Raw genomic sequence first — 25,872 nt, 5'->3', positions numbered from 1 at the left:
CGGCTGCGCGGATCAGTTCAGGTCGGCGACCTCGACCAGATCGACCCGCCACGGCAGGTGCGCCTTGACGGTGTCCCAGCGGCCCGCGTCGGCGGTGAGGACGGGCCGGTCGAGGTGCTGGGAGACCGCGATCACGTGGGCGGCGGCCATGTCGGCCGGTTGTTCCATACGAGCCGTCACCTCGGCCAGCCGTACGGCCTCTGTGTGCGCCGCGACCGGCTCCAGGGACAGGTGCTCCAGGACGTCGGTCAGGCCGCGGAGGACCAGTCGCTGGTCGGGCGACAGTGCGGCCTCGGCGGCGGCGAAGGCGATGACGGGCACGCTGGTGCGTACGTGGGCGCGGTCAAAGGAGACGATGAGCCGGTGCAGGCCGAGGTCCCGGCGGCCCAGCTCGATCAGGACGGTGTCGTCCAGCACGTAGCCGAACGGGATCACCGGCCGGCCTCGCGGGCGCGCAGGATCCGGATCGCCCGCTCGGTCCGGCGCTCGGCCTGGGTCATGGCCTCGGCGTCCTCCTCGGCGTGGGCAAGGACCTCCTGGTAGGCCAGCCGGGCACGGGTCTTCTCGGTCTCGTGCTGGTCGAGCAACTCGGTCAGCACGGCGGCCAGGGTGGTGCCCCGGCCGCGTTCGTCGGCGATGGCGTTGAGCCGGTCGCGTACCACCTTGGGCACCTTGATCGTGGTCATGTCGGAAGTCATACCGGAAGACTACCGAGTAGTCGTGCAGTATGACGAGAAACGCGGAGTGCCAGGTCAGCGGGCTCCTGTGGACCGTTCCCTGGACAGCAGCCTCTTGATCGCCGGTACGAGGCCGTTCGGCAGGAAGAGCACCACGGCGATCAGGACGAGGGCGTACACCGCGTACGACAGCACGCCCGGCGCGTACGACGGCATGCCCGGCAGGTTCGCGAGCCGGTCCAGCCCCTGGACGAGGAGGGTGATGGCGGCCGCCCCCACGACCGCCCCCCAGATCGTGCCGAGCCCGCCGACCACGGCCATGACGATGTACTGGATCGAGATCAGCACCGGGAACGAGCCCGGCGCCACGTACCCGGTGTAGAAGCAGTAGATGCCCCCGGCGAGTCCGGCGAAGGCGGCGGACAGGGCGAGGACGGCGAGTTTGTAGCGGCCTACCGGGATGCCGGACGAGGCGGCGGCGGTCTCGCTGGTGGCCAGGGCGCGCAGGGCGCGGCCGGGGCGGGAGGCGATGACGTTCCGCGTGACCAGCATGACGAGCGCCAGCCCGGCCCACGTCAAATACGCGTACGCGGTGACCCCGCTCGCCTCGAACGACCAGGCGGAGAACGGCGGGATGGCCTGCAGGCCGATGTCCCCGCCGGTGAAGGCGAGCTGCCCGGCGAGGGAGAGCAGGATGAGCTGCATGGCGAGCGTGGCGAAGGCCAGGTGGTGGCCGCGCAGGCGCAGCAGCGGGAGGCCGACGACGAGGGCGAACGCGGCGGCCGCCACGGGCGCGGCGAGCAGGCCGAGCAGCGGCGGCAGGCCGTTCAGCGCGAGCAGCGCGGCCGTGTACGCCCCGAGGCCGTAGAAGGCGCCCTGCCCGAGCGAGACCTGCCCGGCGTACCCCATGAGCAGCGACACCCCGACCGTGACCATGGCGGCCAGGCCGAGCAGGACGTACACGGCGAGTGCGCTGTCGTCGAGCACGGCCGGCAGCGCGAGGGTGACGGCGGCGGCCAGCGCCCCCAAGGCCCGTCGGAAGGTCATGTCAGCTCCTGGGAGATCACCGGCCGGCGGCCGGCCTGCACGATCATGACGACGAGCATCAACCCGAGGGCGATCTCCAACTGGTGGGAGCCGTAGCCGTAGCCGGCGGCCATGGTCTCGGCCACGCCCAGCAGCAGCGCGCCCGCCAGCGTGATCACCGGCCGGGTCAGCGCGCCGAACACGGCGGCGGCGAAGCCGTTGACGATGAGCGTGACGTCGGTGTCGAACGAGATCGGCCGCATCGGCGTCACCAGCACCCCGGCGAGGCCGCCGAGCAGCCCGCCCAGCGCGAACGCGAGCAGCCCCATCCGGCGCACGTCGATGCCGACGACGCGGGCGGCGTACGGGTTGGAGGCGCAGGCGGTGAGCGCCTTGCCGAGGTATGTCCGGCCGAAGAACAGCGCGAGCGCGGCGAAGGCCACCGCCGTCACCGCGATCACCAGCAGGTGCTGGGTCTGGATCCGCGCCCCGGCGACGGTGACGGACCCGGCGAGGCCGGGCGCGGAGCGCGGCTGGTCGCCCCAGAGCACGATCTCCACCGCGTACGCCAGCACGCCCACGCCCAGCGTGACGATGAGCGACGACAACGGCGTGGTCCCCGGCCGCCCGATGGCGGCGAGGCCGGTCAGCAGCCCGGCGACGGCCGCCGCGAGCACGGCGGCGAGCTCGCTCGCGCCGTGCGGGAGGCCGGGCCCGAGCAGCGAGGACGCGCACAGCCCCGCCACCACCGCGAACGTCCCCTGCGCGAAGTTCACCACCCCGGTCACCCGGTGGATGACGACCAGGCCGCTGGCGATGAGCGCGATCGCGCATCCGACCGCGAGGCCGTTCAGCAGGTAGGTGAGGAACGCGCTCACGTGATCGCCCCGCCCAGGTAGGCGCCGGCGACGCGCGGGTCGCCGGCGAGCGCGGCCGACTCGCCCTCGGTGACCATCCGGCCGGACTCCAGCACGTACGCCCGCCGGCACAGCTCGAAGGCCAGCCGGGCGTTCTGCTCGATGAGCAGCACCGCGAGTCCGCGCGTGCGGTTGAGCTCGGCCAGGTGCCGGGCGAGGCCGGCGGTCACGTTCGGGGCGAGGCCGAGCGACAGCTCGTCCACGACCAGCACGTCGGGCCGGGACATGAGGGCCCGCCCGAACGCCACCATCTGCTGCTCGCCGCCCGACAGCACGCCGGCCCGCCGGTCCGCCAGCTCGGCCAGCCGGGGGAGCACGTCGTAGACGGCGGACGGGTCGCGGTCGCCGGAGCGCCAGCCGCCGAGCGCCAGGTTGTCGGCGACCGACAGGTCGGGGAAGAGCTGGCGTCCCTCGGGGATCAGCGCGAGCCGGCCGCGGACCGTGACCGTGCCGGAGGCGGGGCGCAGCAGCCCGGCGAGGGCGTTCGCGAGGGTGGACTTGCCCGCCCCGTTCGGGCCGAGCAGGGCGACCATCTCGCCCTCGGCGACGCTGAGCGTGACGTGGTCGAGCGCGGTCGCGGCGCCGTACGCGACGACGAGGTCCGTCACCTCGATCATCATGCGCTCTGTCCCAGGTAGGCGGCGAGGACGAGCGGGTCGTTCCTGACCTCGGCGGGCGGGCCGTCGGCGATGACCCGGCCGAGGTCGAGCACCACGATCCGGTCGGCGAGCCGGGTCACGAACGCCACGTCGTGCTCGACCAGCAGGATCGTCAGGCCGTCCGCGCGCAGCTCCTCCACCAGCTCCGCCAGGCGCTCGCGCTCCTGGCCGCGCAGCCCGGAGGCGGGCTCGTCGAGCAGCAGCAGCCGGGGCCGGGCGCACAACGCGCGGGCGAGCTGGAGCGCCCGCTGCTGCCCGATCGGCAGCCGGTCGGCGGGCCGGTCCGCCCATGCGGCCAGGCCGACCCGCTCCAGCGCGGCGTCGGCCCGCGCGGCGATCTCGCGCTCGTCGCGCCGGTGGCGGGGCAGCCGCAGCGCCGCCGCGACGAACCCGGCCGAGGTGCCGCCGTGCAGGCCGACCATGACGTTCTCGCGCACGGTCATGCCGCGGAAGACGCGGGCCGCCTGGAAGACGATCGACATGCCGAGCCGCGCCCGCCGGTGCGGGGCGAGCCGGTCCACCCGGCGGCCGAGGAACGAGATCTCGCCCCGCTCGGCTGCCAGGTGGCCGGTGATGAGGTTGAACAGCGTGGACTTGCCGGCGCCGTTCGGGCCGATGACGGCGCAGACCTCGCCGTCCGCGACGTCGAGGGTGACGTCGCGGACGGCGTAGACGCCCCCGAAGGAACGGGAGACCCCCTGGACGGCCAGCACCCGTTACCCCAGCGCGCTGACGGTCTTGGCCAGTTGCTCGGCCGCCCACGGGGTCGGGACGAACGTGCCGTTCTTGACCGTGTTGACGGAGATGTACTCGGGGGAGAGCCCGGAGTGGTCGGTGGCGGAGTAGCGGAAGCGGCCGTTCGGCGTGACCAGGTCCATCGACTCCAGCGCCTGCCGCACCTTCTCCTTGTCGGTGCTGTTCGCCTTCCTGATCGCCTCGAACAGCAGCAGGCTCGCGCTGTAGCCGTCCTGGGCGAACTGCGGCGGCGGATAGCCGTGCTTCTGCCGGTACGGCCCCGCCATCCGCTCGATGACCTGCTTCTGCTTGCCGGCCGGAAGGTGCTCGCCGATGACGCCGATCGCGCTCTGCACGGTCATGCCCTCGGCCGCGGCGCCCATCGGCTCCAGCCACAGCTTGCTGGCCTGGGACGCGGTCAGGAACAGCGGCGTCTTGAGCCCGGAGGCGACGTACTGCTTGGCCGCGGTCACGCCGGGCGCGCCGGAGCCCCAGAACACCAGCGCCTCGGCGCGGGAGTCGCGCACGTGCTGGAACAGGGCGCTGAAGTCGGAGTTCGTGGTCTCGTACGGCTCGTCCACGGCGATCGTGACGCCGTACTTGCCGGCGAGTGCGGTCATGGCCTGGTGCCCGGAGACCGAGTACGCGCTCTTGGAGTCCCAGGCGACCGCGATCGTCTTGATGCCCTCGGCCTGGATGTACTGCAGGTAGCGCTCGGCGTACATGCTGGACAGGGCGGGGGTGACGAAGACGTACGACTTGATCGGCTCGACCTGCTCCTGCGCGGGCGCGAGCGACAGGTACGGCATCCTGTCGCGCTGCGCGAGCGGCTCGACCGCGAGCGCCGCGTTGGAGAAGACCGGCCCGATCAGCGCGTCGATGTCGCCCTTGATCTGGTTGTAGGCAACGATGCCCTGGTCCGGGGCGGTCTTGTCGTCGCGGGTGACCAGCTCCACCGTGCGCCCGAGCAGCCCGCCGGCCGCGTTGACCTGCTCGACCGCGAGCTCGACCGCCTTCTTGTCCTCGCTGCCCAGCGGCGTGTAGTTGCCGGTGAGCGAGACGATGAGCCCCACCTTGATCGGATCCCCGCCGCCGCCGCCGGAGCCGGAGCCGCCGGAGCCGCAGGCGGTCACGGCCAGGACCACGCCCACCAGGGCGGGCAGCAACTTGCGCATTCAGGGCCTCCTGACTGCGATGTGGCCCTGAATGTAGGCAGGTACATTACGGCTGTCAAGAGAGTGCCCAAGATGTGGGGGAGGGGTCCATGCGGCCTCAGTCGGTGATGCTCACCTTCCTGGGGGATCACGTGTACCGGCGCGGGATCTGCGTCTCCTCACGCAGCTTCATCGAGGCGTTCGCCAAGGTCGGCATCTCGGAGGAGGCCACCCGCTCGACCCTGACCCGCATGGTCCGGCGCGGCCTGCTGCGCCGCCGCCGCTCCGGCCGGCGCATGTACTTCGGGCTCACGCCCACCAGCGACGAGGTGCTGAGGGACGGCGAGCGGCGCATCTGGCACAGCGGGGTCGTCAACGACGCCGCCGAGGACCGCTGGACGCTGATCGGCTTCTCGCTGCCCGAGTCGTGGCAACGGCAGCGGCACGAGCTGCGCTCCCGGCTCGTCTGGTCCGGCTTCGGCCCGCTGCAGAACGGCCTGTGGATCGCCCCCGGCGAGGTGGACGTGACGGAGGTGATCGACGACCTGCGCGCCGACCTGGGCGCGAACGTCAAGGTGTTCGCCGCCGAGCCGCGCCGCCCCACGGACATGCAGGCGCTGGTGCGGGAGGCGTACGACCTGGAGGGCCTGGGCCGCCGCTACCGGGAGTTCCTGCGCCGCTGGGACCGGCCCGATCCCGCGCCGGAGGCACCCGACAACCTGGCCCGCTCGCTGACGCTGCTGACCGGCTGGCTGCAGATCATCAGGACCGACCCCCGGCTGCCGCTGCGTCACCTGCCCGGCGACTGGCCGGCGGAGCAGGCCCAGCGGGTCTGCCACGCGCTGCACGAGCGGTTCAGGCCGGAGGCGGCGGCCGTCGCGGAGCGGCTGCTCGACACCGTCCCCGACGACTCCCTGGCGGGCCTCGATCGCGGGCGGGACGGTGACAGCGATCACATCGTGGCCTAACTTGAGGCTGAGGAGGCCCGATGCGGAATCAGGGGATTGGCTCGTGGCCGGCGCGCAGGGCCAGGATGACGCCCGACCGGGTCGCGCTGTCGTTCCAGGGACGCGACCGCACCTACGGCGAGCTGCGCGACCGCGCCTACCGGCTGGCCTCCGCCCTGGCGGGCGAGCTCGGCGTGCGGCGCGGCGACCGGGTCGCCTACCTCGGGCCCAACGAGCCCGCGCTGGTCGAGACGTTCTGTGCGGCGGGCCTGCTCGGGGCGGTGTTCGTGCCGCTCAACACCCGCCTGGCCGCCCCCGAGCTGCGCTTCGTCCTGGAGGACGCCGCCCCGGCCGTGCTGCTGCTGGGCGCGGGCCGTGACGGCGACGGGCTGCCCGGCCGGCACGTGCCGGCGGCGGCGTACGAGGACCTGCTCACCGCCGGCTCGGCCGCGCCGATCGACGAGCCGGTGAGCCGCGGCGACGTCTGCCTGATCATGTACACCTCGGGCACCACCGGCCGCCCCAAGGGCGCCATGCTCACCCACGGCAACCTCACCTGGAACGCGGTCAACCTGCTGGTCGACGTGCCGCTCGGGGCCGACGAGGTGACGCTGGTCAGCGCGCCGCTGTTCCACATCGCGGCGCTGGCGCAGACGCTGGTCCCGACCGTGCTCAAGGGCGGCCGGTGCGTCCTGGAGCCGTCGTTCGACGTGGAGCGCACGTTCGAGCTGGTCGAGCGCGAGCGGGTGACGGTGATGTTCGGGGTGCCGTCGATGTTCGGCATGCTCACGCGCTCGCCGCGCTGGGCCGGGGCCGACCTGTCGAGCCTGCGCCACCTGCTGTGCGGCGGCGCGCCGGTGCCGCTGCCGCTGATCCGGGCCTACCAGGAGCGCGGGCTGACGTTCCTCCAGGGCTACGGCATGACCGAGACCGCGCCCGGCGCGCTGTTCCTCGGGGCCGAGCGCTCGGTCGAGAAGGCGGGGAGCGCCGGGGTGCCGTGCTTCTTCTCCGACGTCCGTCTCGTCGCGCCCGACGGCTCGCCCGCCGCCCCGGGCGAGCCCGGCGAGGTGTACGTCGAGGGCCCCAACGTCATGCCGGGCTACTGGCGCCGCCCCGAGGAGAGCGCGGAGGTGCTCGACGCGGACGGCTGGTTCCGCTCCGGCGACGTCGGGATCGCCGACGAGGACGGCTATGTGCGCATCTCCGACCGCATCAAGGATGTGATCATCTCCGGCGGCGAGAACATCTACCCCGCCGAGGTCGAGAGCGTGCTCTACGGCCATCCCGCGGTCGCCGAGTGCGCGGTGATCGGCGTGCCCGACGAGCGCTGGGGCGAGGTGGGCAAGGCGCTCGTCGTGCCGCGGCCGGGCGCGGCGGCCGAGCCGGGCGACCTGCTCCGGCACCTGGACGGGCGGTTAGCCCGCTACAAGATCCCGAAATATCTCCAGATCGTGCCCGAGCTGCCCAAGAACGCGGCGGGAAAGCTGCTCAAGGCCCCGCTCAAGGAGATGTACGGATAGGGGCGCTCAGAGCGTGACGACCGTGCCGGTGCGGCGGGCCCGCTCGGCCGCCCACACCACCCGGTGCGTCATCAGGCTCTCGGCGCCGTCGGTGCTCAGCAGGGACGGATCGCCCGCGGCGACGGCGGCGAGGAAGGCGTCGGCCAGCCCTTCGTCGCCGCCGCCGTGCCCGTCCGCCGCCGACGAGCCCGCCGGGCCGCCCGTGTCGACGCTCTCCTCGCCGCCGGTGCGGAAGTCGACCACGCGCAGCGTGCGCCCGTCGCCCTCGATGTAGCCGTGGGTGCCGAACAGGCGGGTGCGGCGGTGCTCCACGGGCGTGAACGCGCTCATCGTGAACGAGCACGTCGCGCCGTCGTCGAACTCCATCGTCACCTCCTGGTGGTCCACGACGTCGTTGTCGCAGGCGTACACGCACCGCCCGTACGGCCCGGTGCGCAGCGCCTCCCGCACCGCCTCCTCCGTACGGCCGGGCGTGACCGCCGACAGCGGCCAGAACTCCCGGTCGGGGTCCCCGAGGCAGCCGAGGTAGAGCCGCGGCGCCGAGTACGGGCAGGACGGCTCCAGCGGGCAGTCCAGGCACCGGTCCGCCGCCCCTTCGGGCCGCTCCTCGGGACGGAAGTGCGACAGCGAGCCGAACGACGACACCCGCGCCGGCGGCCTGCCGAACAGGTGCACCAGCCAGTCCACGTCGTGGCAGGCCTTGGCGAGCAGCATCGGCGCCGAGGTGTCCTGCCGCCGCCAGTGCCCGCGGACGAACGAGTGCGCCTGGTGCCACCACCCCACCGGCTCCAGGTGCTGCGCGCCGATCAGCCGCCCGATCCGCCCCTCGTCCAGCAGTTTCCTGACCGCCCGCGTGTACGGCGTGTAGCGCAGCACGTGGCAGACCGCCAGCATGATGCCGTTGCGGCGGGCGGCCTCGGCGATCTCGGTCGCCTCGGGCTCGCTCGTCGCCATCGGCTTCTCCAGGAGAATGTGGTAACCGAGGTCCGCCAGCGCGACCGCGGGCCCGGTGTGCAGCTGGTCCTGGGTGGCCACGACCGCGGCGTCGGCCACCCGTCCGGCCGCCACGAGCTCCGTCCAGTCCGCGTGCGCCTGCCCTGGCTCCAGGCCGAACTCCGCCGCGAACGCGGCGCGCCGCTCCAGGTCGGGCTCGGCCACCGCCACCACGCGCCCCGCGCCCGTGGCGTGCGCGCGGCGCGCGTAGGTAAGCCCTCGCAGGCCGCCGCCCACGACGGCTAGAGTCACCTCAGTCATGGAACCTTCCCCGATAAATTCAATGGAGACCATCATTATTCGGGTCTGGATAGTCGACGGCAAGGGGGTCCGATGGCCGAGGACGTGAGCGGCGGCGACCTGTCGCGGCTCAGGCAGCTCAACGCGCTCGCCGTGATCAGGGCGCTGCAGGGGCGGCCGCCGCTGACGCTCACCGAGCTGGCCAAACGCACCGGCCTGTCGCGCGCCTCCACCGAGGACGTGGCCCGCGAGCTGCTGCGGAAGGGCTGGCTGGCCGAGGCGGAGCCGGCGCCCGGCGGCGTGGGCCGCCCGGCCCGCCGCTACCGCTTCCGCGCCGAGGCCGGCCGGGTGCTCGGTCTCGACATCGGCGGGCACAACGTCCGCGCCACGCTCGCCGACCTGGACGGCGACGTCGCGTCCGCCGCCCGGGTCGCCGTCTCGCCGGAGATGGGCCGCGCCGAGCGGCTGGAGGCGGTGGACCGGGCCGTGCTGACCTGCCTGGAGCAGGCCGGGCTGACCGGCGCGGACGTGTGGGCGTCGGGCGTGGGCACCACCGGCCTGGTGGACGGCGCGGGCAAGGTCATGCTGTCGGAGGCGCTGCCCGAGTGGACCGGCGTCGACCTGGCCGCGCACGTGCGCCGGCTGGCCCCCGCCTCCGTCCTGGTGGAGAACGACAGCAAGCTCGCGGCGCTCGCCGAGTGCTGGCGCGGCGTGGCCCGCTACGCCAAGGACATGGTGTTCCTGCTGGCCGGCCTGCGCACCGGCGCGGGCCTGGTGATCGACGGCAAGCTGCACCGGGGTTTCGCGGGCGCCTCGGGGGAGATCGGCGCGCTGCCCGCGCTCGGCTGGATCCGCGCCCAGGAACACCTGGTCAAGGCCGCGGGCGGGGAGGCCGGCGACGTGTTCGCCGCGGCCAGGGCGGGCGACCGGGCGGCGGTCACCGCCGTGCGCCGCTACGTCAGGGACCTCGCGCTCGGCGCGTCCGCGCTGGTCCTGGCGCTGGATCCGCAGATGGTCGTGGTCGGCGGCGGCTACTCGCGCTCGGCCGACGTGCTCATCGAGCCGCTGCGGCGCGAGCTCGACCGCTGGTGCATCCGCACCCCGGAGGTGCGCATGTCGGCGCTCGGCGACGAGGCCGTGGTGCTCGGGGCGGTGCGGCTGGCGCTCGACCACGTCGAGGAGCGCGTGCTCGACGGCCGCACACCGCTCGTGAGCCATCTGTAACACAGCGGCCCTTGAAGAAAATTATCGTGGACTCCATGATTACTCCCACGTTCGAGGAGAGGACTGGGAGATGTGGAAGTCGGCACGGAACGCCGTGGCGCTCCTATGCACGGCGCTGCTCGCCTCCGCCTGCGCGGGTGGTGAGCAGGCCGGCACGGGCGCTCAGGCTCAGGGGAAGGTGACGCTGTCGTACGGCGTCTGGGACGCGACCCAGCAGGACGCGATGCGGGAACTGGCCGCCGAGTTCACCAGGACGCATCCGAACATCACCGTGAACGTCCAGCTCACCCCCTGGGCCGACTACTGGACCAAGCTCAAGGCCGCCGTCAGCGGCGGCGCCGCGCCCGACGTCTTCTGGATGAACGGCCCCAACTTCCAGCTCTACGCCTCCAACGGCGTCATCAAGCCGATCGAGGAGCAGGTCGACTCCTCCGTCTACCCCAAGGCGCTGGTCGACCTCTACACCTACGAGGGCAAGCTGTACGGCCTGCCCAAGGACATGGACACGGTCGGCGTCTGGTACAACAAGCAGCTCTTCGACGCGGCCAAGGTCGACTACCCCGCCGACGACTGGACCTGGGACGACTTCAAGAAGGCCGCCGCCAAGCTCACCGACCCCGCCAAGGGCGTCCACGCCATCGGCGCGCAGCTCACGAGTTTCCAGGAATACCAGTACAACACCATCTACCAGGCCGGCGGCCACGTGATCTCGCCGGACGGCAAGAAGTCCGGCTACGACGACCCCAAGACCATCGAGGGCCTGCGTTTCTGGACCGATCTCATCGCCGCCGGGCACTCGCCCGACCTCAAGACCATGACCGACACCGCGCCGCTGCAACTGTTCGAGGCCGGCAAGCTCGCGATGTACTGGGGCGGCTCCTGGGACGTCGCCGAGTTCACCAAGAACGACTACACCAAGGACAAGGTGGACGTCGCCCCGCTGCCCAAGGGCGAGAAGCAGGCCACCATCATCCACGGCGTGGCCAACGTGATGTCCGCCAAGACCGAGCACCCGGCCGAGGCGTGGGAGTTCGTCAAGTTCCTCGGCTCGAAGCAGGCCGCCGACATCCTCGGCAAGAAGGGCCCGATCCCGGCCTACAACGGCACGCAGAACGACTGGGTGGCCGCCCACCCCGAGCTGAAGCTGAAGGTCTTCCTGGACGCGGTCGCATACGCGGTGCCGTACCCCGTCTCCAAGAACACCGCCGCCTGGCAGGAGCAGGAGCTCACCCACCTGACCAAGGCGTGGACCGGCGAGGTGCCCGTCGAGAAGGCCGCCGCCGACCTCGCGGCCGGGATGAACGACCTGCTGGCCAAGGAGTGACGTGAGCACGCGCAAGCCGAGGAGCGAGGCCCTGTGGGGGTACGCGTTCATCGCCCCCACGGGACTCGGGCTCGCGGTCTTCTACCTGTGGCCGGTGCTGCAGACCGCGTACTTCTCCTTCACCGAGTGGGGGGTGTTCGGCGGGCACACGTGGGTCGGGCTGGAGAACTACGCCCGCCTCGCCGCCGACCCCGAGGTGCGCCAGGCGGTGGTCAACACGGTCACCTACACCGTGCTCGGCCTGCTCGGCATCCCGCTCGCCATCGTGTTCGCCGCGCTGATGAACGTGCCGGGGCTGCGCGGCGCCGGGATCTACCGGACGGCGTTCTTCCTGCCCGTGGTGACCATGCCGGTCGCGGTCGCGATGTTGTGGCGCTGGCTCTACAACGGCGACTACGGCCTGGTCAACCAGGTGCTCGCGGTCGTCGGCCTCGACGGCCCCAACTGGATCGCCGACCCGGACACCGCGTTGTACGCGCTGGTCGTCGTGGGCGTCTGGAGCAGCGTCGGCTACAACCTCATCATCTTCCTCGCCGGGATGCAGGCCATCCCCAAGGAGACGTACGAGGCCGCCGCGCTGGACGGGGCGGGCCGCGTCCGGCAGTTCTTCTCGATCACGCTGCCGCTGCTGTCGCCGACCGCGTTCTTCATCTCCATCGTCTCGGTGATCGGCTCGCTGCAACTGTTCGACCTGGTCTTCGTCATGACCGGGTCGGGGCAGGCGGCGCGGGCCAACCCGGCCTACGGGCGGCTGCAGACCGTCGTGCAGCTCTTCTACGAGCGGGCCTTCGTCACCAACGACCGCGGCTACGCGGCCGCCGTCGTGATCGCGCTGCTCGTGCTCATCGCGGCGCTGACGATCCTGCAGTTCCGGCTCCAGCGCAGGTGGGTGCACTATGTCTAGACGCGGGCCGCTCGGGGTGCACGCGGTGCTCATCGCCTCCTCCCTGGCGATGGTGGCGCCGTTCGCCTGGCAGGTGATCACCTCGCTCAAGACGCTCAGCTCCGCGACCCGGGTGCCGCCGTCGCTGCTGCCCGAGGGGCGCTGGGACAACTACGCGAAGGTGTTCGAGCTGCTGCCGTTCGGCGAGCAGTTCCTCAACACCGCGGTCATGGCGGCGGGGCGGGTGGCCGGGCAGGTGCTGTTCTGCTCCATGGCCGCCTACGCCTTCGCCCGGCTGCGCTTCCCCGGCAAGAACGTGCTGTTCGCGGTGTTCCTGTCGGTGCTCATGGTGCCGCCGCAGCTCTTCGTGATCCCGCAGTACCAGATCATGTCCGGGCTCGGCTGGCTCAACAGCCTCCAGGCGATCATCGTGCCCGGCCTGTTCAGCGCGTTCGGCGTGTTCCTGCTGCGGCAGTTCTTCCTCGCGCTGCCGCGCGAGCTGGAGGAGGCGGCCCGCCTCGACGGGGCGGGGCCGGTGCGGATCTACTGGTCGATCATGCTGCCGCTGGCCCGCCCCGGGCTGGTCGCGCTGGCCGTGCTGTGCCTGCTGTGGGCGTGGAACGACCTGTTCTGGCCGCTCGTGGTCAACACCGATCCCGAGAAGATGACGCTGTCCGCGGGGCTCGCCTCGCTCCAGGGGCAGTACCTGACGGACTACCCGGTGCTCATGGCGGGCTCGCTCCTCGCCTCGCTGCCGGTGATCGCCGTCTTCGTCTTCCTGCAGCGCCAGTTCATCCAGGGCATCGCCCACACCGGCAGTAAGGGCTGAGCCGTTGACGGTGGTGCGGCGAGGGCCCGGGGGACCCGGGTCCGGGCCCTCGCCGGTCCGGTCAGCGGACGACGACCGTGGTCAGCGTCCGCGGCTGCAGGGTCACCGTGCGGCCGGCCACCGGTGACGGGGTGAGGGAGTTGTCGTTGTTCGTCACGTACGCGGTGGCCCGGCCCGGCACGCCCTTCCAGGTGACCGCGGCCGTGCCCGTGTTGAGCACCTCGATCACCCGGGAGCCGTCCGGGTTGCGGAAGGCCGACACCTTCAGCGCCGGGTCGGCCGCCGAGGCGCCGACCCGGACCGCGCCCGGCCGGATGAACCTGCTGTAGGCGGCGAGCGCCCACAGGCGCTTCGACACGCTGTACGTCTTCGCCACGTCGTCGATCTGCAGCAGCGCCCGGGTCGCGCCGCGCGAGGCGCCGAGCCAGTAGACGTAGCCGCTGACCTGCCCGAGCGTGAGCGCGTCATGGACGGCCGAGGCGATCGTGAAGCCGTCGAAGCCGCTGCCGTCGTCCCAGGCGGTGTTCCAGCGGTCGCCGTTCGGGTTCCACTCCGACATCCACGTCCTGCGGCCGGTCGGCAGCGGCCCGTCCACGGGGCTGGCGTAGGTGTGGCCGGTGTGCGTCTTCACCCAGCGGCGGGCCTCGGGGTCGGCCTCGATCGCCGCCGTGTACGCCTTGGCCTCGTTCCAGCCGAAGGAGTCGCAGCACGCCACGTCGACGTTCCTCGCGATCGGCCCGAGCACCTTGACGAACTCGGCGGCCTGCTCCGGGGTGAAGCGCATGGAGGCGTACGTGGCCGTCCAGTCGGGCTCGTTGGTGAAGCCCAGGTCGGTGATCCTGATGCCCTCCTTGGCGTAGAACTTCGTGTACGCCACCAGGTAGTCGGCGTAGGCCCGCCGCCACTCGGGCAGCAGCGTGCCGCCGTTCTTGTCGTCGCCGTTGTCCTTCATGTAGCCGGGGGCGCTCCAGGCGTCGGCGAAGAAGCGCCGCACGCCGTAGCGCTGGGCCTCCTTGGCGACCCAGACCTGGCTGTTGTCGTCGCCGTCCCACACGTATTTGGGCGGGGCGTCCGGGCCTCCGGGGTTCTCCGGCTGGATGGAGACCATGTGGTCGTACGGGCTGCCGGCCGGGGAGGAGCCGATGCCGAGGCGCAGGATGCTCAGCCCGGCGCCCTTCTTCCGGTCGAACCACAGGTCGAGGATCTCCCGCTGCTGCTCCACGGGCAGCGCCTTGAGCAGCTCGTTGCGGCGGAAGGCCTGCGAGACGCCGAAGCCGTCGATCTCCTGGTGGCGTACGTGCTCGTCCAGGGTGACAGCCGGAGGGGGCGCGGGGTGGACAGGGTGGAGGCCGAGCAGGGCGATCGCGACAAGCCCACGTAACATGGCGACTCCGAAAGTTTCGGAATTATGGCGATATGTTTCACCGATCCGCTCGGAACGCTAAATGTCGCAAACACCTCCCGTCAACACCCATGTCCCAGGTTTTTCGCCGCGGTCAGATCTGGTCCGGGCGCCACGCCGGGAGGTCGTACGCCTTCGCGACCGTGCGCCAGGCGTCGGCGAAACGGGCCTTCGCCTTCCGCGCGTCCTCCGAGCGCGCCAGGCCGCGCCGGTAGTCGCGGTCCTCGGCCACCGGGCCCGAGCAGTCGCCGGCCAGGTGGCGGCGCGCCCAGGACAGGAACGCGGCATCGGCGTCGAACGAGGCGTCCAGCGCGGCCACCAGGGACCTCCGCAGGGCGGTCCCGTCCGGCAGATCGTCCACCTTCAGTGCGCGGGCGGCGGCGAGCTGGTCGCGGCGGCCGGCGGTGATGTCCACGATCCTGTCCAGGCCGTTCCTGCGGCACTGGGACGTGGCGACGATGGCGTCGGTGAGGCCGGAATGGGAGGCGTTGCTGCTGGCCAGCACGTCGTTCATGGCCCGCGCCTGGACGGCGGCGGGTCCGGCGGGCTGGGCAGGTTGGGCGGGACCGGTGGTCCGGGCGCGTTGGGGGGACTGGATGGACTGGGCGGGTTCGGTGGGCTGGGCGGATCGGGCGGCTTCGACCGACTGAGTGGGCTGGGTCGGCTGCGCGGAATCGGCCGGTTCAGTGGGTTCGGCGGATGCCCTGGGCTCGGCGGGGTCGGTGGATGCCCTGGGTTCGGCGGATGCCGTGGGTGCGGCGGGCGCGGTCGCGCCGGGAGCCGCGGTCCCCTCGCCCGGCTGGGACGCGATGGCGCTGGAGTCGCCGGCACCGACCACCGGCCGCGGGGCGGCCCCTCCCTCCGTGACCACCCACCAGGTGAGCCCCGCCGCGACCAGCGCCGCCGCCAGACTCACCAGCACGGACGCCCGCCGCCACCACCCCCGCTGCCGCTCCACAGGCTCCTCGCTCCGGCGGTGATCGGCCGGAGGCGCGCCACCATCAGGCTGCCCGGGGCCAGGCGCGGGGGGGCGGTCCTCGAACAGGCCGGACCGAGGCGGCCCTTGGAGGGGATAGGGGCCCGGCCGAGGCGAGCCGGCCCGCGATGGGCCGAGGTCGCCCGTCAACGGCCGAGTTCCAGGTGGAGACGGCTCCGCCGGCGGCGGCCCGGAACGAGGCGTGCCCACCCCGGAGGCACGCGGCCCGGACGAGGGCGGCCCGGCCGGGGACGGCCCGAACCAGCCGGGGCTGGGCTGCGGTGGTGATTCGGGCTGGCGGTGGGGGCTGGGCTGAGGCGGTGGTGCGGGCTGGCGGTGGGGGCTGGGCTGAGGCGGTGATTCGGGGCGGCGAGGGCTGGGGCGGGATGCGCTCGGGTAGGGATGGCCCGGCTGCGAAGTGCCGCGATAGGGATGCCCGGACCGGGGCGGGTCGGGGAGGGGCTGGTGGGACCGTGGCGAACCGGGGAAGGGGCGGCCGGGCAGGCGGGAGGCGGAAGAGCGCTGCCCGCCCCTGGCCTCGCTCGGCCCGGACGCCCCCTGCCCATGCGCGTCGAGTCCGGGGGCACCGGTCCCATGATCGCCGGGCCCATGACCGCCAGACCTCGGGGCGCCGGGCTCGGGGCCGCTGCGCCCGCGGGTGTCGGGCTCGGGGGTGCTGGGGCCGTACATGTCCTGCCCCGAGGTGTTGTCCGTGGCAGGGGCGGGACAGCGGGGGCAGTGGGGGAGGGTGGGTGGGGTGGGGGAGCCGCAGTGGGGGCAGAGCCGTTCGCCGTCCGCGTCTTGCACCATGTGCGCCCTCCCCGGGGTCGGAGATCAGCGGCCGAAGCAGATGGTCCGCCCCGCGCGGACCTGGTCGGCCTTGTAGGTGACCTGGTCGATGGTGGTGCCGTCGGCGTCCACGAGGACGAGGCCGCCGCCCTGGTTGCCGAGCCGGAGCGCCCCGCCGAGCGTCACCCGCAGCGCCGAGCCGCCCGCGAGGGTGCCGATCAGCCCCATGCGCCCGCCGGAGCCGGACAGCGACCATCCGGTGAGGTCCACGGTGCCGGGCGTCAGGTTGAGCAGCGTGACGGACTCGTTCCCGCGGTCGGGGCCGCGCGGGTCGGGCAGGGCGGCCACGATCAGCACGTCGCCCGCGGCGGTGAGCGGTGGCCGGGTCGGCGCGCCCGGCGGCGCGGGGTCGGGGTCGATGACGAACCGCTCCGGCCACACCGTGAGCTGGAGCTGCTGCCCGGAGGCGCGTACGACGTCGTGCAGGTTGCCGCGTTCCAGCGTGTCGAGCAGGAAGAGCTGGTCGTCGCGGTGCACGGGGTCGGCCCGCAGCCAGGTGTCGAAGTGCGAGAGGTCGGTGAACCCCTCGGCGAAGTACGGCACGAGCCGCCGGAAGAGCTTCGGCCACAGGACGAGCCGTTCGGCCGCCGCGAGCCCGTCGACCGGGGCGGGGCCGTCGGGGTCGCCGGTCGCGCGCGGCCAGATGCCGCCCGGCAGCGCCTTCTGCCGGGCCTGCGCCGACACCTCGGCCAGATGCGTACGCAGTTCGCCGGGCAGCGTCGCGTAGAACGCCGGGTAGACCAGCCCGGCGGCGAGCAGCGCGGCGTTGACGGTGTCGTCCACGCCCGCCGTGTCGAGGAGCACGGCCGCGCCGTCGGGTCCGGGATGCTCACCCGCGCGGACGAAGCCGATGAGCCGGCCGTTGGCGTCGACGCCGTTGGTGAGGACGTGGCCACGCAACTCGTCCTGGTCTGCGGAGCGGACCGTGCTGGGCAGGTCGTCCCAGAAGACGACGTTCGTGAAGCCGAGCAGGCGCAGCAGCTCGTCGCGGGCGGCGAACGCGCCGGCGGGCTCCTGGTGGGTCTCGGCGAAGTGGGTCTCCAGCGCGTCCACGGCCTCCAGGCGGATGGACACGCCGCGGCGGCTCAGGGCAGGGGGCCGTCCGGAGTGCCGGGCCAGCCGTTCGACCAGCGCGGGGTTGTCGGGCCGGAACTTGACGGTGTCACCGTCGGGTTCGGGGCCGCGTCGCGGCGAGTCGGGGTAGCGGATGACGAAGACGCCGCGTAACAAGGTATAACTCATCGCAAATCCCCCATGTGCCGGCGACCGGAGCGTAGCTCCCATCCGGGGCCTCGTCCATGACTTCGTACAGATCAGCGATGGTCGGCGCGTGCGCCAGCAAGGCGGATCGGCCAGACTTGCCACGAACGCCAGCGAATGCGGAAGGATCGGACATGGCCGAAGAGCAGGAGATCGTCCAGCCCGGCGGGGTCAGGCAGCCGGGCCAGGCCCACGAGGTGGTCGTCGCGCAGGTCCGGGACATCACCCGCGAATCGAAGATCGTCATCGAGGCGGGCGGCGGGGTGGACACCGCCTTCCGCCGGTTGTTCCCGACCACCTACGACGTCACCGTGCATCACCCGGAAGGTCTGGAGACCGGCGAGGACGAATAGTCTCCGCGGCCGGTCAGCGATAGACCGCCACCGCCGCCTCCCCGACCAGGCCCTCCACGACGCCGACCAGCTCGGCGACCTCGCGCGAACTCTCGCGGGCGATCTCGCGCAGCCGGCTGACCAGTTGCCCGGACGGCTGGTCGAGGTAGAGCTCCTCCTCCAGCCGCAGCACCGCGACCAGCCCGCACAGGGCGGCGCAGCGCGCGTCCGGCCTCCGCCAGCCCTCGACCGCCGAGCGGGCGCCGGACGAGGCGCGCACCACCGAGGCGATGTCGGCGAGCTGGTAGCGGGTGGTCGGCAGCACGCCCATCACCCGCCTGGTGGTGCGGCGCAGCACCCCGGAGCCGGTCAGGGCCTCGCGGGTGCGCTCGTAGGCGTCGACGGCCGCCTTCTTGATCGGCGTACGGACGTCGCCCGGCTCGCCGGCGACGAGCGCGAGCAGGTCGCCCGCGAAGGCGTCGCCGCCGCCCGCGGCCGGTACGGAGGCCGCCACCCGGCCCCGGGCGACCGCGACCCGGCCGTCCAGCGCCAGCTCCAGCAGCGCCGCCCCGGCCAGCCCGAGACCCATCGAGGCCGGATGGATGAGCAGTTTCCCCGCCTGGCCGTGCGCGATGAGGTACAGGTCGTGGTGGAGCGGCAGCCGGTCCATGGCGGCACCCGCTAGAACCGGTCGGCGGGCACGCCGCCGAGTACGGGACGGCGGCCGAGCAGATAGAGCACGAGCAGCGCCAGCGCCCCCAGCGCGAGCCAGATCAGCCCGACGACCTGTGCCAGGACGTTCGCGTTGATCACCACGAAGATCAGGATCGCCATGCCGATCAGCGGCGCGGCCAGGTGCGCCCACCACGCCCCCGAACGGCCGCGCAGCGTGTAGTGCACGATCACCGACACGTGCAGGACGACGAAGGCCACCATCGCGCCCATGTTGATGAGGCTGCTCAGCACGCCGACGCCGTCGTCCCTGACCGACATCCAGATGCCGAGCGCGACCGACAGCGCCGACACCAGCATGATCGCGTTGGCCGGCACGGAGTGCCGGACCGACACCCTGGCGAGGAACGACGGGAGCTGCCGGTCGCGGGCCATCGCGTACAGCAGGCGCGAGACGGCCACCTGGGCCACCAGCGTGTTGGCCAGCCCCCAGAACAGCGCCGTGGCGATCGAGGTGACGTCGCGCAGCCACTCGCCGCCCGCGACCGCGGCCGCGTCGTAGAAGGCGGTGTCGGAGCCGCCGGCGAGCAACCCGTCCGGATCGGGCACGAGCAGGGCGGCGACCCAGACCTGGGTGATGAACAGCACCCCGGCCAGCACCAGCGCCAGCCGCATGGCCCGGCCGACCTGCTCGGAGCCGCCGGTGGACTCCTCCACCAGCATGCTGATCCCGTCGAAGCCGAGGAAGGAGAGCACCGCGACCGAGACCGCGGCGAAGACGATCGGCCAGGAGAAGGTGTCGCCGTTGAACAGCGGCGTCAGGCTGAACCCCCGCCCCTTGCCCTGCAGCAGCGCCCAGATCCCGACCATCAGGAACAGCGCGAGCACGACCAGCGCCCCGACGATCATCACGCGGGTGAGCCGGACCGTCATGCGGATGCCGCGCAGGTTGATCGTCATGTTGACGGCCACGAAGCCGATCACCCAGGCCCACACGGGAACGGCCGGTACGACGTCGTTCATGGCGATCGAGGCGACGAGGTAGAGCAGGCTCGGCACGAGGATGTAGTCGAGCAGCACCATCCAGCCGGTGAGGAACCCGACCGGCGGCGCGATGCCGCGCCCCGCGTAGTTGTAGACGGAGCCGGACAGCGGGAACGCCTTGACCATCTGCGCGTACGACGACGCGGTGAACAGCAGGGCGATCATCCCGACGAGGTAGGCCAGCACCGGCATGCCGCCGGATTCGGCGTAGACGATCCCGAAGATCGCGAAGGGCGCGATCGGGACCATGAACACCAGGCCGTAGAAGACGAGGTCGGCCAGTCCGACCCCGCGGTGTAACTCCTGGCGGTAACCGAACTGTTCGATGCTCTGCTGAGTGCGCACGACCTCTCCATGTCGTCATGCGGCAAGCGCGGGGGGTGACTCGGTGATCCTTCCGCAGCCCGGGGCCGCGTCGCAAGGGTCCCCCCTCACCTCACCGCGCCCGAACGCGAGAGGTGAGGCCGTCCGGGACGCGCTAGTGGTGGCCCATGCCCATGCCCGCGCCCGCGCCCGCGCCCGCGCCCGCGCCCGCGCCCGCGCCCGCGCCCGCGCCCGCGCCCGCGCCCGTGCCCGTGCCGGTGACGTTGGCCTGCGGGCCGTAGCCGAGGACGCCCATCATGCCCTGCTCCTGGTGGTACAGGTTGTGGCAGTGGAACATCCACTCGCCGGGGTTGACGGCCTGCACGTCGAACTCGACGCGCTCGCGCGGCTTGACGTTCACGGTGTCCTTGCGCGGCCCCCGCCCGCCCGGCACGTGCACCTGGAACGTGTGCCCGTGCAGGTGCATCGGGTGCCACATGGGCGACAGGTTGTCCAGCACCACCCGGACCGTCTCACCCCGGTCCACCTGCAGCCGGTACGGGTCCCCCGCCAGCCGGTCGTTCAGCGTCCACTCGTTGCCCGATTCGCGCATGCCGAGCTCCACCACGACGGTCCGCGAGGGGCGGGGCAGGTTGTCGGCGCGCCGGGGCCGCAGGTCGCGGTAGGTCAGCAACTGCCCGTCGAGCTGCGAGGGCTGCACGTCCGAGGCCGGCGCGGTCCCGCTCGCCGTGCGCACCAGCGCGAACGCCCGCGCCCCCTTCCCCTCGGCCAGCGCCACCAGCGGGAACACCCCGTCCTCCAGCCGGGCCAGGAAGTCGTAGCGCTCGCCCATGCCGATGAGGAACGCGTCCACCGTGACCGGTTTGACGGAGAACCCGTCGGCGTGCGTGATCGTCATGCGGTGGCCGCCGAGCGCGACGCGGAAGGCGGTGTCGGCGGCGGCGTTGATGATCCGGAACCTGGCCCGCCGCCCTGGCCGCGCGGTGAACGTCGCCGGGGTCTCCGGGGCGCGCCCGTTGACCAGGTAGAGCGGGTGGCGGACCTCGCCCGTGACGCCGCCGAGCAGGGTGCTGCGCAGGGTGTCGTCGTGGTCGGTGCTCGCGTTGAGCCGCGTCAGCACCTCGTCGGGGGTGCCGAGGATGCCGTCGAGCCAGTCGTCGAGCAGCACCGTGAACTCCACGTCGTAGCTCAGCGGCTCGCGCGGGTCGTGCACCACGAGCGGCCCGTACAGGCCGCGGTCGGCCTGCATGCCGACGTGTGAGTGGTAGAAGTACGTTCCCGGGTCCGGCACCCGGAAGGCGTAGTCGAACCTGCCGCCCGACGGGGTGGGCGGCTGGGAGTAGCCCGGCGCGCCGTCCATGTGGTGGGCGATCTGGATGCCGTGCCAGTGCACGGTGGTCGATTCCGGCAGTCCGTTGACCAGCGGCGCGCGGACCACCCCACCGGCCGTGGCGCTGATCATCGGGCCGGGCAGCATGCCGTTGTACGTCCAGGTGTTGACCGTGTGCTCGCCCAGGGTCAACGTCGTGGGCAGGGGGCGCAGCGGCACCGAGTGCGACTGGCCCGCGGAGGAAAGCGGTGCGGTAGCGGGCGGGGCGGGGTCCGTCGCCGACGGCTTGCCGACCAGGTGCGCACCCGCCGCGAAGGCTCCGGTGACGATCAGTCCTCTGCGCGATATGCGCCTGCGGGACCACCACGTATGTGTCACAAGCATTCTCCCCCCGTTCACTTGGCACGGTAACGGACAGTAACGGGAGATTCGGTGTGCCACGCGGAGGTGGTTGATTCGGGGCGCGGCCGAGGAGTACGGTCGATGTTAATCGATTAACACTTCGCCGGCAGCACGCCCTCCCATGTCCATCCCTCGTGCCTCTTTCTCCGACCTCAGAGGGTTATACGTCTAGCATGAGACCCACCGCACGCCAGGTCGCCGAGCTCGCAGGCGTCTCCGTCGCGACCGTCAGCTACGTCCTCAGCGGCCGGGACCGCCCGGTCGCCGCCGAGACGCGCCGCCGGGTGCTCGACGCCGCCAGACGGCTCGGCTACACCCCCGACCAGGCCGCGCGGAGCCTGCGCAGAGGCCGCACCCAGCGCGTCTGCCTGGTGCTCAGCTCGCTCGGCGGCGTACCGACCGACGAGCGGCTGGCCACCGACCTGCACGAGATGGCCGACGCGCGCGGCTACTCCGTCGTCAACCTGGCCGTCTACAGCGAGACCCGCGCGAAGGCGGCCGTCGACGTGCTGCGCGGCGGCGTCGCCGACGGCGCGCTGATCAACGTCACCGGCGGCCACCTCACCCCGGAGATGATCAACGGCCTCGCCGCCGCGGGACTGCCGATGGTGGTGCTGAGCAACGAGGACGGGCTGGAGGGCTGCGACGTCGTACGGACGCCGGAGGCCGAGGCGTGCGAGGAGGCCGTCGCGCACCTGCTGGCGCGGGGGCGGCGGCGCATCGCGTTCCTCGCCCACCGCCACGACCTCTACCGGGAGCGCCCGTCGGGCCGTGTCCTCGGCTACACCAGGGCGCTCGACCGGCACGGCGTGCCGGACCGGATCATCACCTCCGGGGCGGACGACCGCGTGTCGGCGTACCAGACGGCCACGGAGCTGCTGCGGTCCGCCGACCGTCCCGACGCGATCTTCGCGGCCTCCGACCGGGCCGCGATCAGCGCGATCTGGGCGGCCAGGGACGCCGGGCTGCGCGTGCCCGACGACGTCGCGGTCGTCGGTGTCGGCAACATCGACGAGGGTCTCATCACCAATCCGCAGCTCAGCACGGTCGGGCCGCTCAGGCACGACTACACCGACGTGGTGCGGCTGCTGTTCGACCGCCTCCAGGCCGAGGAGGCGCCGGCCGCCCGCGAGATCGTCCGCTCCTGGACCTTCCTGCGGCGTGGCTCCTCCTAAGAAGGGAAACGCGAGATGTCCCCCAATCTCAGCCGCCGTGACCTGATCCGCCTCGCCGGGGCCGCCGCCGCGGCTCCGGTGCTGTCCGCCTGCGCGGGCGCGCCCCCGGCGCCGTCCGCCGCCGCGCCGGGCACGTTCACCGTCTACTGGAACGCCGGCCACGACTACGCGGCCTACCGCAAGGTCATCGCCGAGTTCGAGCAGGCCAACAAGGTCAAGGTCAACCTGCAGAAGTACCAGTGGCCCGACCTGCGCACCCGGCTGCTGGCCGACTTCGCCTCGGGGACCGTGCCCGACCTGGTGGAGGAGCCCGGCGGCTGGGTGCAGGAGTTCGCGATCTCCGGCAACGCCCGCTCCCTTCAGGACTTCGTCGACCGCGACGGCCAGGCGATGGGCTTCCCCGCCGACTGGCAGCCGGTGACCGTCGAGCGCAACTCCTACCAGGGCAAGGTGTACGGCGTTCAGCTCCACCTCACCTGCAACACGCTCCTCCACAACCGGGCCATGCTGCGCGAGGCCGGGCTGGAGCCGCCGGCGACCTGGGAGGAGTTCCTGGCCGCCGCGCGGAAGCTCACCAAGGACGGCGTGTACGGCGTCGCGCTCAACCAGGACTTCACCTACGTGTGGCCGTGGCTCATCCAGGCCGGCGTCACCCCGTACGACCCGGCGACCGGCGAGATCATGGGGCCGAGGGAGGCCGCCGTCGAGGCCCTGCAGTTCCAGGCCGACCTCGTGCACAAGCACAAGGTCGCCCCGGTGCCGGTGTTGAGCACCGACTACTCGGGCCCGCAGAAGCTGTTCTCCGCCGGGCGCGCCGCCATGATCCTCACCGGCCCCTGGGACCTCGACCCGATCAGGAAGACCAGCCCCGACCTGGAGCTGGGCGTCGCGCCGCCGCTGAAGCACCGGACGCAGGCCACGCAGGCGGCCGGGGTCAGCCTGTTCGTGCCCGCCAAGGCCGCCCGGCCCGAGCTGTCCTGGGACTTCGTCAAGCGCGTCACCGCGGCCGAGGTGGAGCGGGCCGCCACCGCGGAGACCGGCATGCTCATGCCTCGCAAGTCCTGGGCGGAGCTGCCGGAGGTGCGGTCGGACCCGGTCACCAAGGTCTTCGCCGACGCGCTCGCCACCGCCCAGGACCCCTCGCAGCAGGTGCGCCTGACCGGGCAGCTCGGCAAGTGGGACGAGCAGCTCAAGGTGATGTACCAGCAGGTGCTCATCCAGAACCAGCCGGCCGCCGAGGCCCTCGCGGCCTTCACCAGGACCGTCGAGGGCTTCCTCAAGTGAGAGCCGTCATCCGCACTCCCCGCACCCTCGCGGGCCGCTACGCGCGCACCGCCTACCTCTTCCTGCTCCCGGCGATCCTGTTCTTCGCGGCCTTCTTCTACCTGCCGATCGGCAACGTGGTCGCGACCAGCCTCCGCACCGGACCGCAGGCCGACCAGTGGGCCGGGCTCGGCAACTACACGGCCGCGCTCGGCGATCCGGCGGTGCGGCACTCGTTCCTGGTCACGGTGGCGTTCGCGGTCATGGTGGTGATCGGCTCGATCGTGCTCGGGCTGGCCCTCGCGCTGGCGCTGGACCAGCCGCTCAGGGGCCGGGTGGTGTTCCGGGTGCTGCTGCTGGTGCCGTACCTGACGTCGGTGGCGATCGTCGGGCTGCTCTGGCGCAACATCCTCGACCCCGAGTTGGGCGTGCTCAACCGGGTGCTGACCGGGCTCGGGCTGCCCGGCCAGCAGTGGCTCAACACCGCGCCGCTGCTCACCATCGCCTGCGTCACGCTGTGGCAGAGCGTCGGCTACACGATGGTGCTGTTCCTGGCCGGGCTCCAGGGCATCCCCGAGACCTACCACGAGGCCGCGCGGATCGACGGCGCGGACGCCTGGCGGCGGTTCTGGCGGATCACGCTGCCGCTGCTCGCGCCGACGACGCTGTTCGTCTCGGTGATGGCGGTGATCTCGGGGCTGCAGGCGTTCGGGCAGGCGTACATCATCACCAACGGCGGGCCGGGCGACGCCACCGACCTGTCGGTCTTCCACATCTTCAACGTCGCCTTCCGCGCCCGCGACTTCGGCTACTCCTCGGCGCAGTCGGTGCTGCTGCTCGTCGTGATCGTCGCGTTCACGCTGGTGCAGCTCAGGGCCGGGCGGCGCGGGGAGGTCACGTACTGATGCGCAGGACCCTGCTCTACACCCTGCTCGGGCTGTCCGGCCTGGTCACCGTGCTGCCGCTGCTCTACATGGTGTCGCTGTCGCTGCAGACCGAGGCCGAGACGCTGGCGGCCGACGCCGTGCTGGTGCCGGACTCGCCCCAGTGGGGCAACTACGCCGAGCTGTTCACGCGGGCGCCGTTCGGCGACTTCATCGTCAACAGCCTGGTCGTGGCGGGCGCGATCACGCTGGCGCACCTGCTGTTCGACCCGCTCGTCGGGTACGTCTTCGCCAAGTTCCGCTTCCCGCTGCGGGGCACCCTGTTCGTGGCGCTGCTGGCCACGCTCATGGTGCCGTTCTTCGTGCGGATGATCCCGCTGTACGTCCTCATGGCCAACCTCGGCTGGCTGAACACCTACCAGGGGCTCATCACGCCGTTCCTCATGGACGCGTTCGGGATCTTTCTCATGCGGCAGTTCATCCAGCCCATCCCCGACGACCTCATCCACGCCGCCCGCATCGACGGCGCCTCCGAGCTGCGCGTCTACCGCAGTGTCATCCTGCCGCAGACCCGGCCGGCGCTCGCCGTGCTCGGGCTGTTCACCTTCGTCTTCCAGTGGAACGAGTTCCTGTGGCCGCTGGTCGCCACCACCACGCCCGAGATGCGGACCATCCCGGTCGGGCTGACCCTGTTCAACCAGGAGTACTTCACGCTGTGGCACCTGACGGCCGCGGGCTCGGTGATCCTCTTCGTGCCCACCGCCGTGCTGTTCGTCCTCACCCAGCGTCACTTCGTCAGGGGCATCGCCCTGACCGGCCTCAAATAGGGAG

General features: G+C 72.2%; 25 protein-coding genes. 11 read left to right on the top strand and 14 right to left on the bottom strand.

The annotated features are described in order from the left end of the window. Positions 1 to 12: 12 nt before the first annotated feature. Genes SMD20_RS18365 through SMD20_RS18335 form a run of 7 tightly spaced genes read right to left on the bottom strand, consistent with a single transcriptional unit; the run spans position 13 to position 5,189 of the window. The gene (locus tag SMD20_RS18365; protein WP_329582469.1) at positions 13 to 435 is read right to left on the bottom strand and encodes a hypothetical protein; all 423 of its coding nucleotides are present in this window, start codon (positions 433 to 435) and stop codon (positions 13 to 15) included. Then, entirely contained in the window at positions 432 to 698 is a 267-nt protein-coding gene (locus SMD20_RS18360) for a hypothetical protein (RefSeq protein WP_329582467.1), read from the bottom strand. Before SMD20_RS18360 ends, SMD20_RS18365 begins: the two co-directional genes overlap by 4 nt. A 54-nt stretch (positions 699 to 752) precedes the next feature. Then, the gene (locus tag SMD20_RS18355) at positions 753 to 1,724 is read right to left on the bottom strand and encodes a branched-chain amino acid ABC transporter permease (RefSeq protein WP_329582464.1); all 972 of its coding nucleotides are present in this window, start codon (positions 1,722 to 1,724) and stop codon (positions 753 to 755) included. Further along, positions 1,721 to 2,581, bottom strand: a complete 861-nt coding sequence (locus SMD20_RS18350) for a branched-chain amino acid ABC transporter permease (RefSeq protein ID WP_329582462.1) — start codon at positions 2,579 to 2,581, stop codon at positions 1,721 to 1,723. Before SMD20_RS18350 ends, SMD20_RS18355 begins: the two co-directional genes overlap by 4 nt. Further along, on the bottom strand, positions 2,578 to 3,240 hold the full coding sequence (locus tag SMD20_RS18345; protein ID WP_329582460.1) for an ABC transporter ATP-binding protein: 663 nt from the start codon (positions 3,238 to 3,240) through the stop codon (positions 2,578 to 2,580). Before SMD20_RS18345 ends, SMD20_RS18350 begins: the two co-directional genes overlap by 4 nt. Then, on the bottom strand, positions 3,237 to 3,992 hold the full coding sequence (locus SMD20_RS18340) for an ABC transporter ATP-binding protein (protein ID WP_329582458.1): 756 nt from the start codon (positions 3,990 to 3,992) through the stop codon (positions 3,237 to 3,239). Before SMD20_RS18340 ends, SMD20_RS18345 begins: the two co-directional genes overlap by 4 nt. Positions 3,993 to 3,995: 3 nt before the next feature. Beyond that, positions 3,996 to 5,189 (bottom strand): ABC transporter substrate-binding protein, encoded by a 1,194-nt coding sequence (locus SMD20_RS18335; RefSeq protein WP_329582456.1) that lies wholly within the window; start codon positions 5,187 to 5,189, stop codon positions 3,996 to 3,998. 89 nt (positions 5,190 to 5,278) lie between these two features. On the opposite strand from SMD20_RS18335, the gene SMD20_RS18330 reads away from it, so the two are divergent. Further along, positions 5,279 to 6,136, top strand: a complete 858-nt coding sequence (locus SMD20_RS18330) for a PaaX family transcriptional regulator (protein ID WP_329582454.1) — start codon at positions 5,279 to 5,281, stop codon at positions 6,134 to 6,136. A gap of 20 nt (positions 6,137 to 6,156) precedes the next feature. Next, positions 6,157 to 7,635, top strand: a complete 1,479-nt coding sequence (locus tag SMD20_RS18325; protein ID WP_329582451.1) for an acyl-CoA synthetase — start codon at positions 6,157 to 6,159, stop codon at positions 7,633 to 7,635. Positions 7,636 to 7,641: 6 nt separating this feature from the next. Here the strand turns inward: SMD20_RS18325 and SMD20_RS18320 are convergent, their stop codons facing one another. Next, on the bottom strand, positions 7,642 to 8,889 hold the full coding sequence (locus SMD20_RS18320; RefSeq protein WP_329582449.1) for a Gfo/Idh/MocA family protein: 1,248 nt from the start codon (positions 8,887 to 8,889) through the stop codon (positions 7,642 to 7,644). A gap of 72 nt (positions 8,890 to 8,961) precedes the next feature. Here SMD20_RS18320 and SMD20_RS18315 point away from each other — a divergent pair, with 72 nt between their 5' ends. From SMD20_RS18315 to SMD20_RS18300, 4 genes are all read left to right on the top strand, one after another. Then, complete coding sequence (locus SMD20_RS18315) at positions 8,962 to 10,092, top strand: ROK family transcriptional regulator (protein WP_329582446.1); 1,131 nt, start codon at positions 8,962 to 8,964, stop codon at positions 10,090 to 10,092. A 70-nt stretch (positions 10,093 to 10,162) separates the two neighbouring features. Next, positions 10,163 to 11,416 (top strand): ABC transporter substrate-binding protein, encoded by a 1,254-nt coding sequence (locus SMD20_RS18310; protein ID WP_329582443.1) that lies wholly within the window; start codon positions 10,163 to 10,165, stop codon positions 11,414 to 11,416. 1 nt (position 11,417) lies between these two features. Next, entirely contained in the window at positions 11,418 to 12,320 is a 903-nt protein-coding gene (locus SMD20_RS18305) for a carbohydrate ABC transporter permease (RefSeq protein WP_329582439.1), read from the top strand. Then, positions 12,313 to 13,128 carry a carbohydrate ABC transporter permease gene (locus SMD20_RS18300; RefSeq protein WP_329582437.1) on the top strand — a complete coding sequence of 272 codons (816 nt, stop codon included), beginning with the start codon at positions 12,313 to 12,315 and terminating at the stop codon, positions 13,126 to 13,128. The genes SMD20_RS18305 and SMD20_RS18300 overlap by 8 nt, the downstream gene beginning before the upstream one ends. Positions 13,129 to 13,189: 61 nt before the next feature. On the opposite strand, the gene SMD20_RS18295 is transcribed toward SMD20_RS18300, so the two are convergent. The 3 genes from SMD20_RS18295 to SMD20_RS18285 all read right to left on the bottom strand — a co-directional run bounded on the left by SMD20_RS18295 (position 13,190) and on the right by SMD20_RS18285 (position 17,597). Further along, on the bottom strand, positions 13,190 to 14,512 hold the full coding sequence (locus tag SMD20_RS18295; RefSeq protein ID WP_329582435.1) for a glycoside hydrolase family 30 protein: 1,323 nt from the start codon (positions 14,510 to 14,512) through the stop codon (positions 13,190 to 13,192). A gap of 112 nt (positions 14,513 to 14,624) precedes the next feature. After that, the gene (locus SMD20_RS18290; protein ID WP_329582432.1) at positions 14,625 to 15,488 is read right to left on the bottom strand and encodes a hypothetical protein; all 864 of its coding nucleotides are present in this window, start codon (positions 15,486 to 15,488) and stop codon (positions 14,625 to 14,627) included. A gap of 852 nt (positions 15,489 to 16,340) precedes the next feature. After that, the gene (locus tag SMD20_RS18285) at positions 16,341 to 17,597 is read right to left on the bottom strand and encodes a lamin tail domain-containing protein (RefSeq protein ID WP_329582429.1); all 1,257 of its coding nucleotides are present in this window, start codon (positions 17,595 to 17,597) and stop codon (positions 16,341 to 16,343) included. 152 nt (positions 17,598 to 17,749) lie between these two features. Between SMD20_RS18285 and SMD20_RS18280 the strand changes: the two genes are divergently transcribed. Then, positions 17,750 to 17,968, top strand: coding sequence for a hypothetical protein (locus SMD20_RS18280; protein ID WP_329582426.1), 219 nt, complete (start codon positions 17,750 to 17,752; stop codon positions 17,966 to 17,968). 13 nt (positions 17,969 to 17,981) lie between these two features. Here the strand turns inward: SMD20_RS18280 and SMD20_RS18275 are convergent, their stop codons facing one another. The 3 genes from SMD20_RS18275 to SMD20_RS18265 form a co-directional block, all read right to left on the bottom strand. Then, complete coding sequence (locus SMD20_RS18275) at positions 17,982 to 18,617, bottom strand: GOLPH3/VPS74 family protein (RefSeq protein WP_329582425.1); 636 nt, start codon at positions 18,615 to 18,617, stop codon at positions 17,982 to 17,984. A gap of 11 nt (positions 18,618 to 18,628) precedes the next feature. Further along, positions 18,629 to 20,008, bottom strand: coding sequence for an APC family permease (locus tag SMD20_RS18270; RefSeq protein ID WP_329582423.1), 1,380 nt, complete (start codon positions 20,006 to 20,008; stop codon positions 18,629 to 18,631). Positions 20,009 to 20,141: 133 nt separating this feature from the next. Continuing rightward, the gene (locus SMD20_RS18265) at positions 20,142 to 21,695 is read right to left on the bottom strand and encodes a multicopper oxidase family protein (RefSeq protein ID WP_329582421.1); all 1,554 of its coding nucleotides are present in this window, start codon (positions 21,693 to 21,695) and stop codon (positions 20,142 to 20,144) included. 197 nt (positions 21,696 to 21,892) lie between these two features. Here SMD20_RS18265 and SMD20_RS18260 point away from each other — a divergent pair, with 197 nt between their 5' ends. From SMD20_RS18260 to SMD20_RS18245, 4 genes are read left to right on the top strand one after another with little or no spacing between them, the layout of a single operon-like run. After that, entirely contained in the window at positions 21,893 to 22,894 is a 1,002-nt protein-coding gene (locus SMD20_RS18260) for a LacI family DNA-binding transcriptional regulator (RefSeq protein ID WP_329582418.1), read from the top strand. 15 nt (positions 22,895 to 22,909) lie between these two features. Continuing rightward, a complete protein-coding gene (locus SMD20_RS18255; RefSeq protein WP_329582417.1) occupies positions 22,910 to 24,178 on the top strand; it encodes an ABC transporter substrate-binding protein in 1,269 nt (422 codons plus the stop codon). Continuing rightward, a complete protein-coding gene (locus SMD20_RS18250) occupies positions 24,175 to 25,062 on the top strand; it encodes a carbohydrate ABC transporter permease (protein ID WP_329582415.1) in 888 nt (295 codons plus the stop codon). The genes SMD20_RS18255 and SMD20_RS18250 overlap by 4 nt, the downstream gene beginning before the upstream one ends. Then, positions 25,062 to 25,868 (top strand): carbohydrate ABC transporter permease, encoded by an 807-nt coding sequence (locus tag SMD20_RS18245; RefSeq protein ID WP_329582412.1) that lies wholly within the window; start codon positions 25,062 to 25,064, stop codon positions 25,866 to 25,868. The genes SMD20_RS18250 and SMD20_RS18245 overlap by 1 nt, the downstream gene beginning before the upstream one ends. Positions 25,869 to 25,872: the final 4 nt, after the last annotated feature.

The organism is Nonomuraea sp. LP-02 (assembly GCF_036289125.1).
Classification (GTDB): domain Bacteria; phylum Actinomycetota; class Actinomycetes; order Streptosporangiales; family Streptosporangiaceae; genus Nonomuraea; species Nonomuraea bangladeshensis.
Note: the sequence above shows the minus strand (reverse complement) of the source record. Positions and strands in the feature narration are given on the sequence as shown.

Excerpts from the sequence above, each read along its gene's own strand:
- SMD20_RS18360 (WP_329582467.1), bottom strand. The coding sequence starts at position 698 with ATGACTTCCGACATGACCACGATCAAGGTGCCCAAGGTGGTACGCGAC.
- SMD20_RS18355 (WP_329582464.1), bottom strand. The coding sequence starts at position 1,724 with ATGACCTTCCGACGGGCCTTGGGGGCGCTGGCCGCCGCCGTCACCCTC.
- SMD20_RS18345 (WP_329582460.1), bottom strand. The coding sequence starts at position 3,240 with ATGATGATCGAGGTGACGGACCTCGTCGTCGCGTACGGCGCCGCGACC.
- SMD20_RS18335 (WP_329582456.1), bottom strand. The coding sequence starts at position 5,189 with ATGCGCAAGTTGCTGCCCGCCCTGGTGGGCGTGGTCCTGGCCGTGACC.
- SMD20_RS18330 (WP_329582454.1), top strand. The coding sequence starts at position 5,279 with ATGCGGCCTCAGTCGGTGATGCTCACCTTCCTGGGGGATCACGTGTAC.
- SMD20_RS18325 (WP_329582451.1), top strand. The coding sequence starts at position 6,157 with ATGCGGAATCAGGGGATTGGCTCGTGGCCGGCGCGCAGGGCCAGGATG.
- SMD20_RS18320 (WP_329582449.1), bottom strand. The coding sequence starts at position 8,889 with ATGACTGAGGTGACTCTAGCCGTCGTGGGCGGCGGCCTGCGAGGGCTT.
- SMD20_RS18315 (WP_329582446.1), top strand. The coding sequence starts at position 8,962 with ATGGCCGAGGACGTGAGCGGCGGCGACCTGTCGCGGCTCAGGCAGCTC.
- SMD20_RS18310 (WP_329582443.1), top strand. The coding sequence starts at position 10,163 with ATGTGGAAGTCGGCACGGAACGCCGTGGCGCTCCTATGCACGGCGCTG.
- SMD20_RS18300 (WP_329582437.1), top strand. The coding sequence starts at position 12,313 with ATGTCTAGACGCGGGCCGCTCGGGGTGCACGCGGTGCTCATCGCCTCC.
- SMD20_RS18295 (WP_329582435.1), bottom strand. The coding sequence starts at position 14,512 with ATGTTACGTGGGCTTGTCGCGATCGCCCTGCTCGGCCTCCACCCTGTC.
- SMD20_RS18285 (WP_329582429.1), bottom strand. The coding sequence starts at position 17,597 with ATGAGTTATACCTTGTTACGCGGCGTCTTCGTCATCCGCTACCCCGAC.
- SMD20_RS18280 (WP_329582426.1), top strand. The coding sequence starts at position 17,750 with ATGGCCGAAGAGCAGGAGATCGTCCAGCCCGGCGGGGTCAGGCAGCCG.
- SMD20_RS18275 (WP_329582425.1), bottom strand. The coding sequence starts at position 18,617 with ATGGACCGGCTGCCGCTCCACCACGACCTGTACCTCATCGCGCACGGC.
- SMD20_RS18260 (WP_329582418.1), top strand. The coding sequence starts at position 21,893 with ATGAGACCCACCGCACGCCAGGTCGCCGAGCTCGCAGGCGTCTCCGTC.
- SMD20_RS18255 (WP_329582417.1), top strand. The coding sequence starts at position 22,910 with ATGTCCCCCAATCTCAGCCGCCGTGACCTGATCCGCCTCGCCGGGGCC.
- SMD20_RS18245 (WP_329582412.1), top strand. The coding sequence starts at position 25,062 with ATGCGCAGGACCCTGCTCTACACCCTGCTCGGGCTGTCCGGCCTGGTC.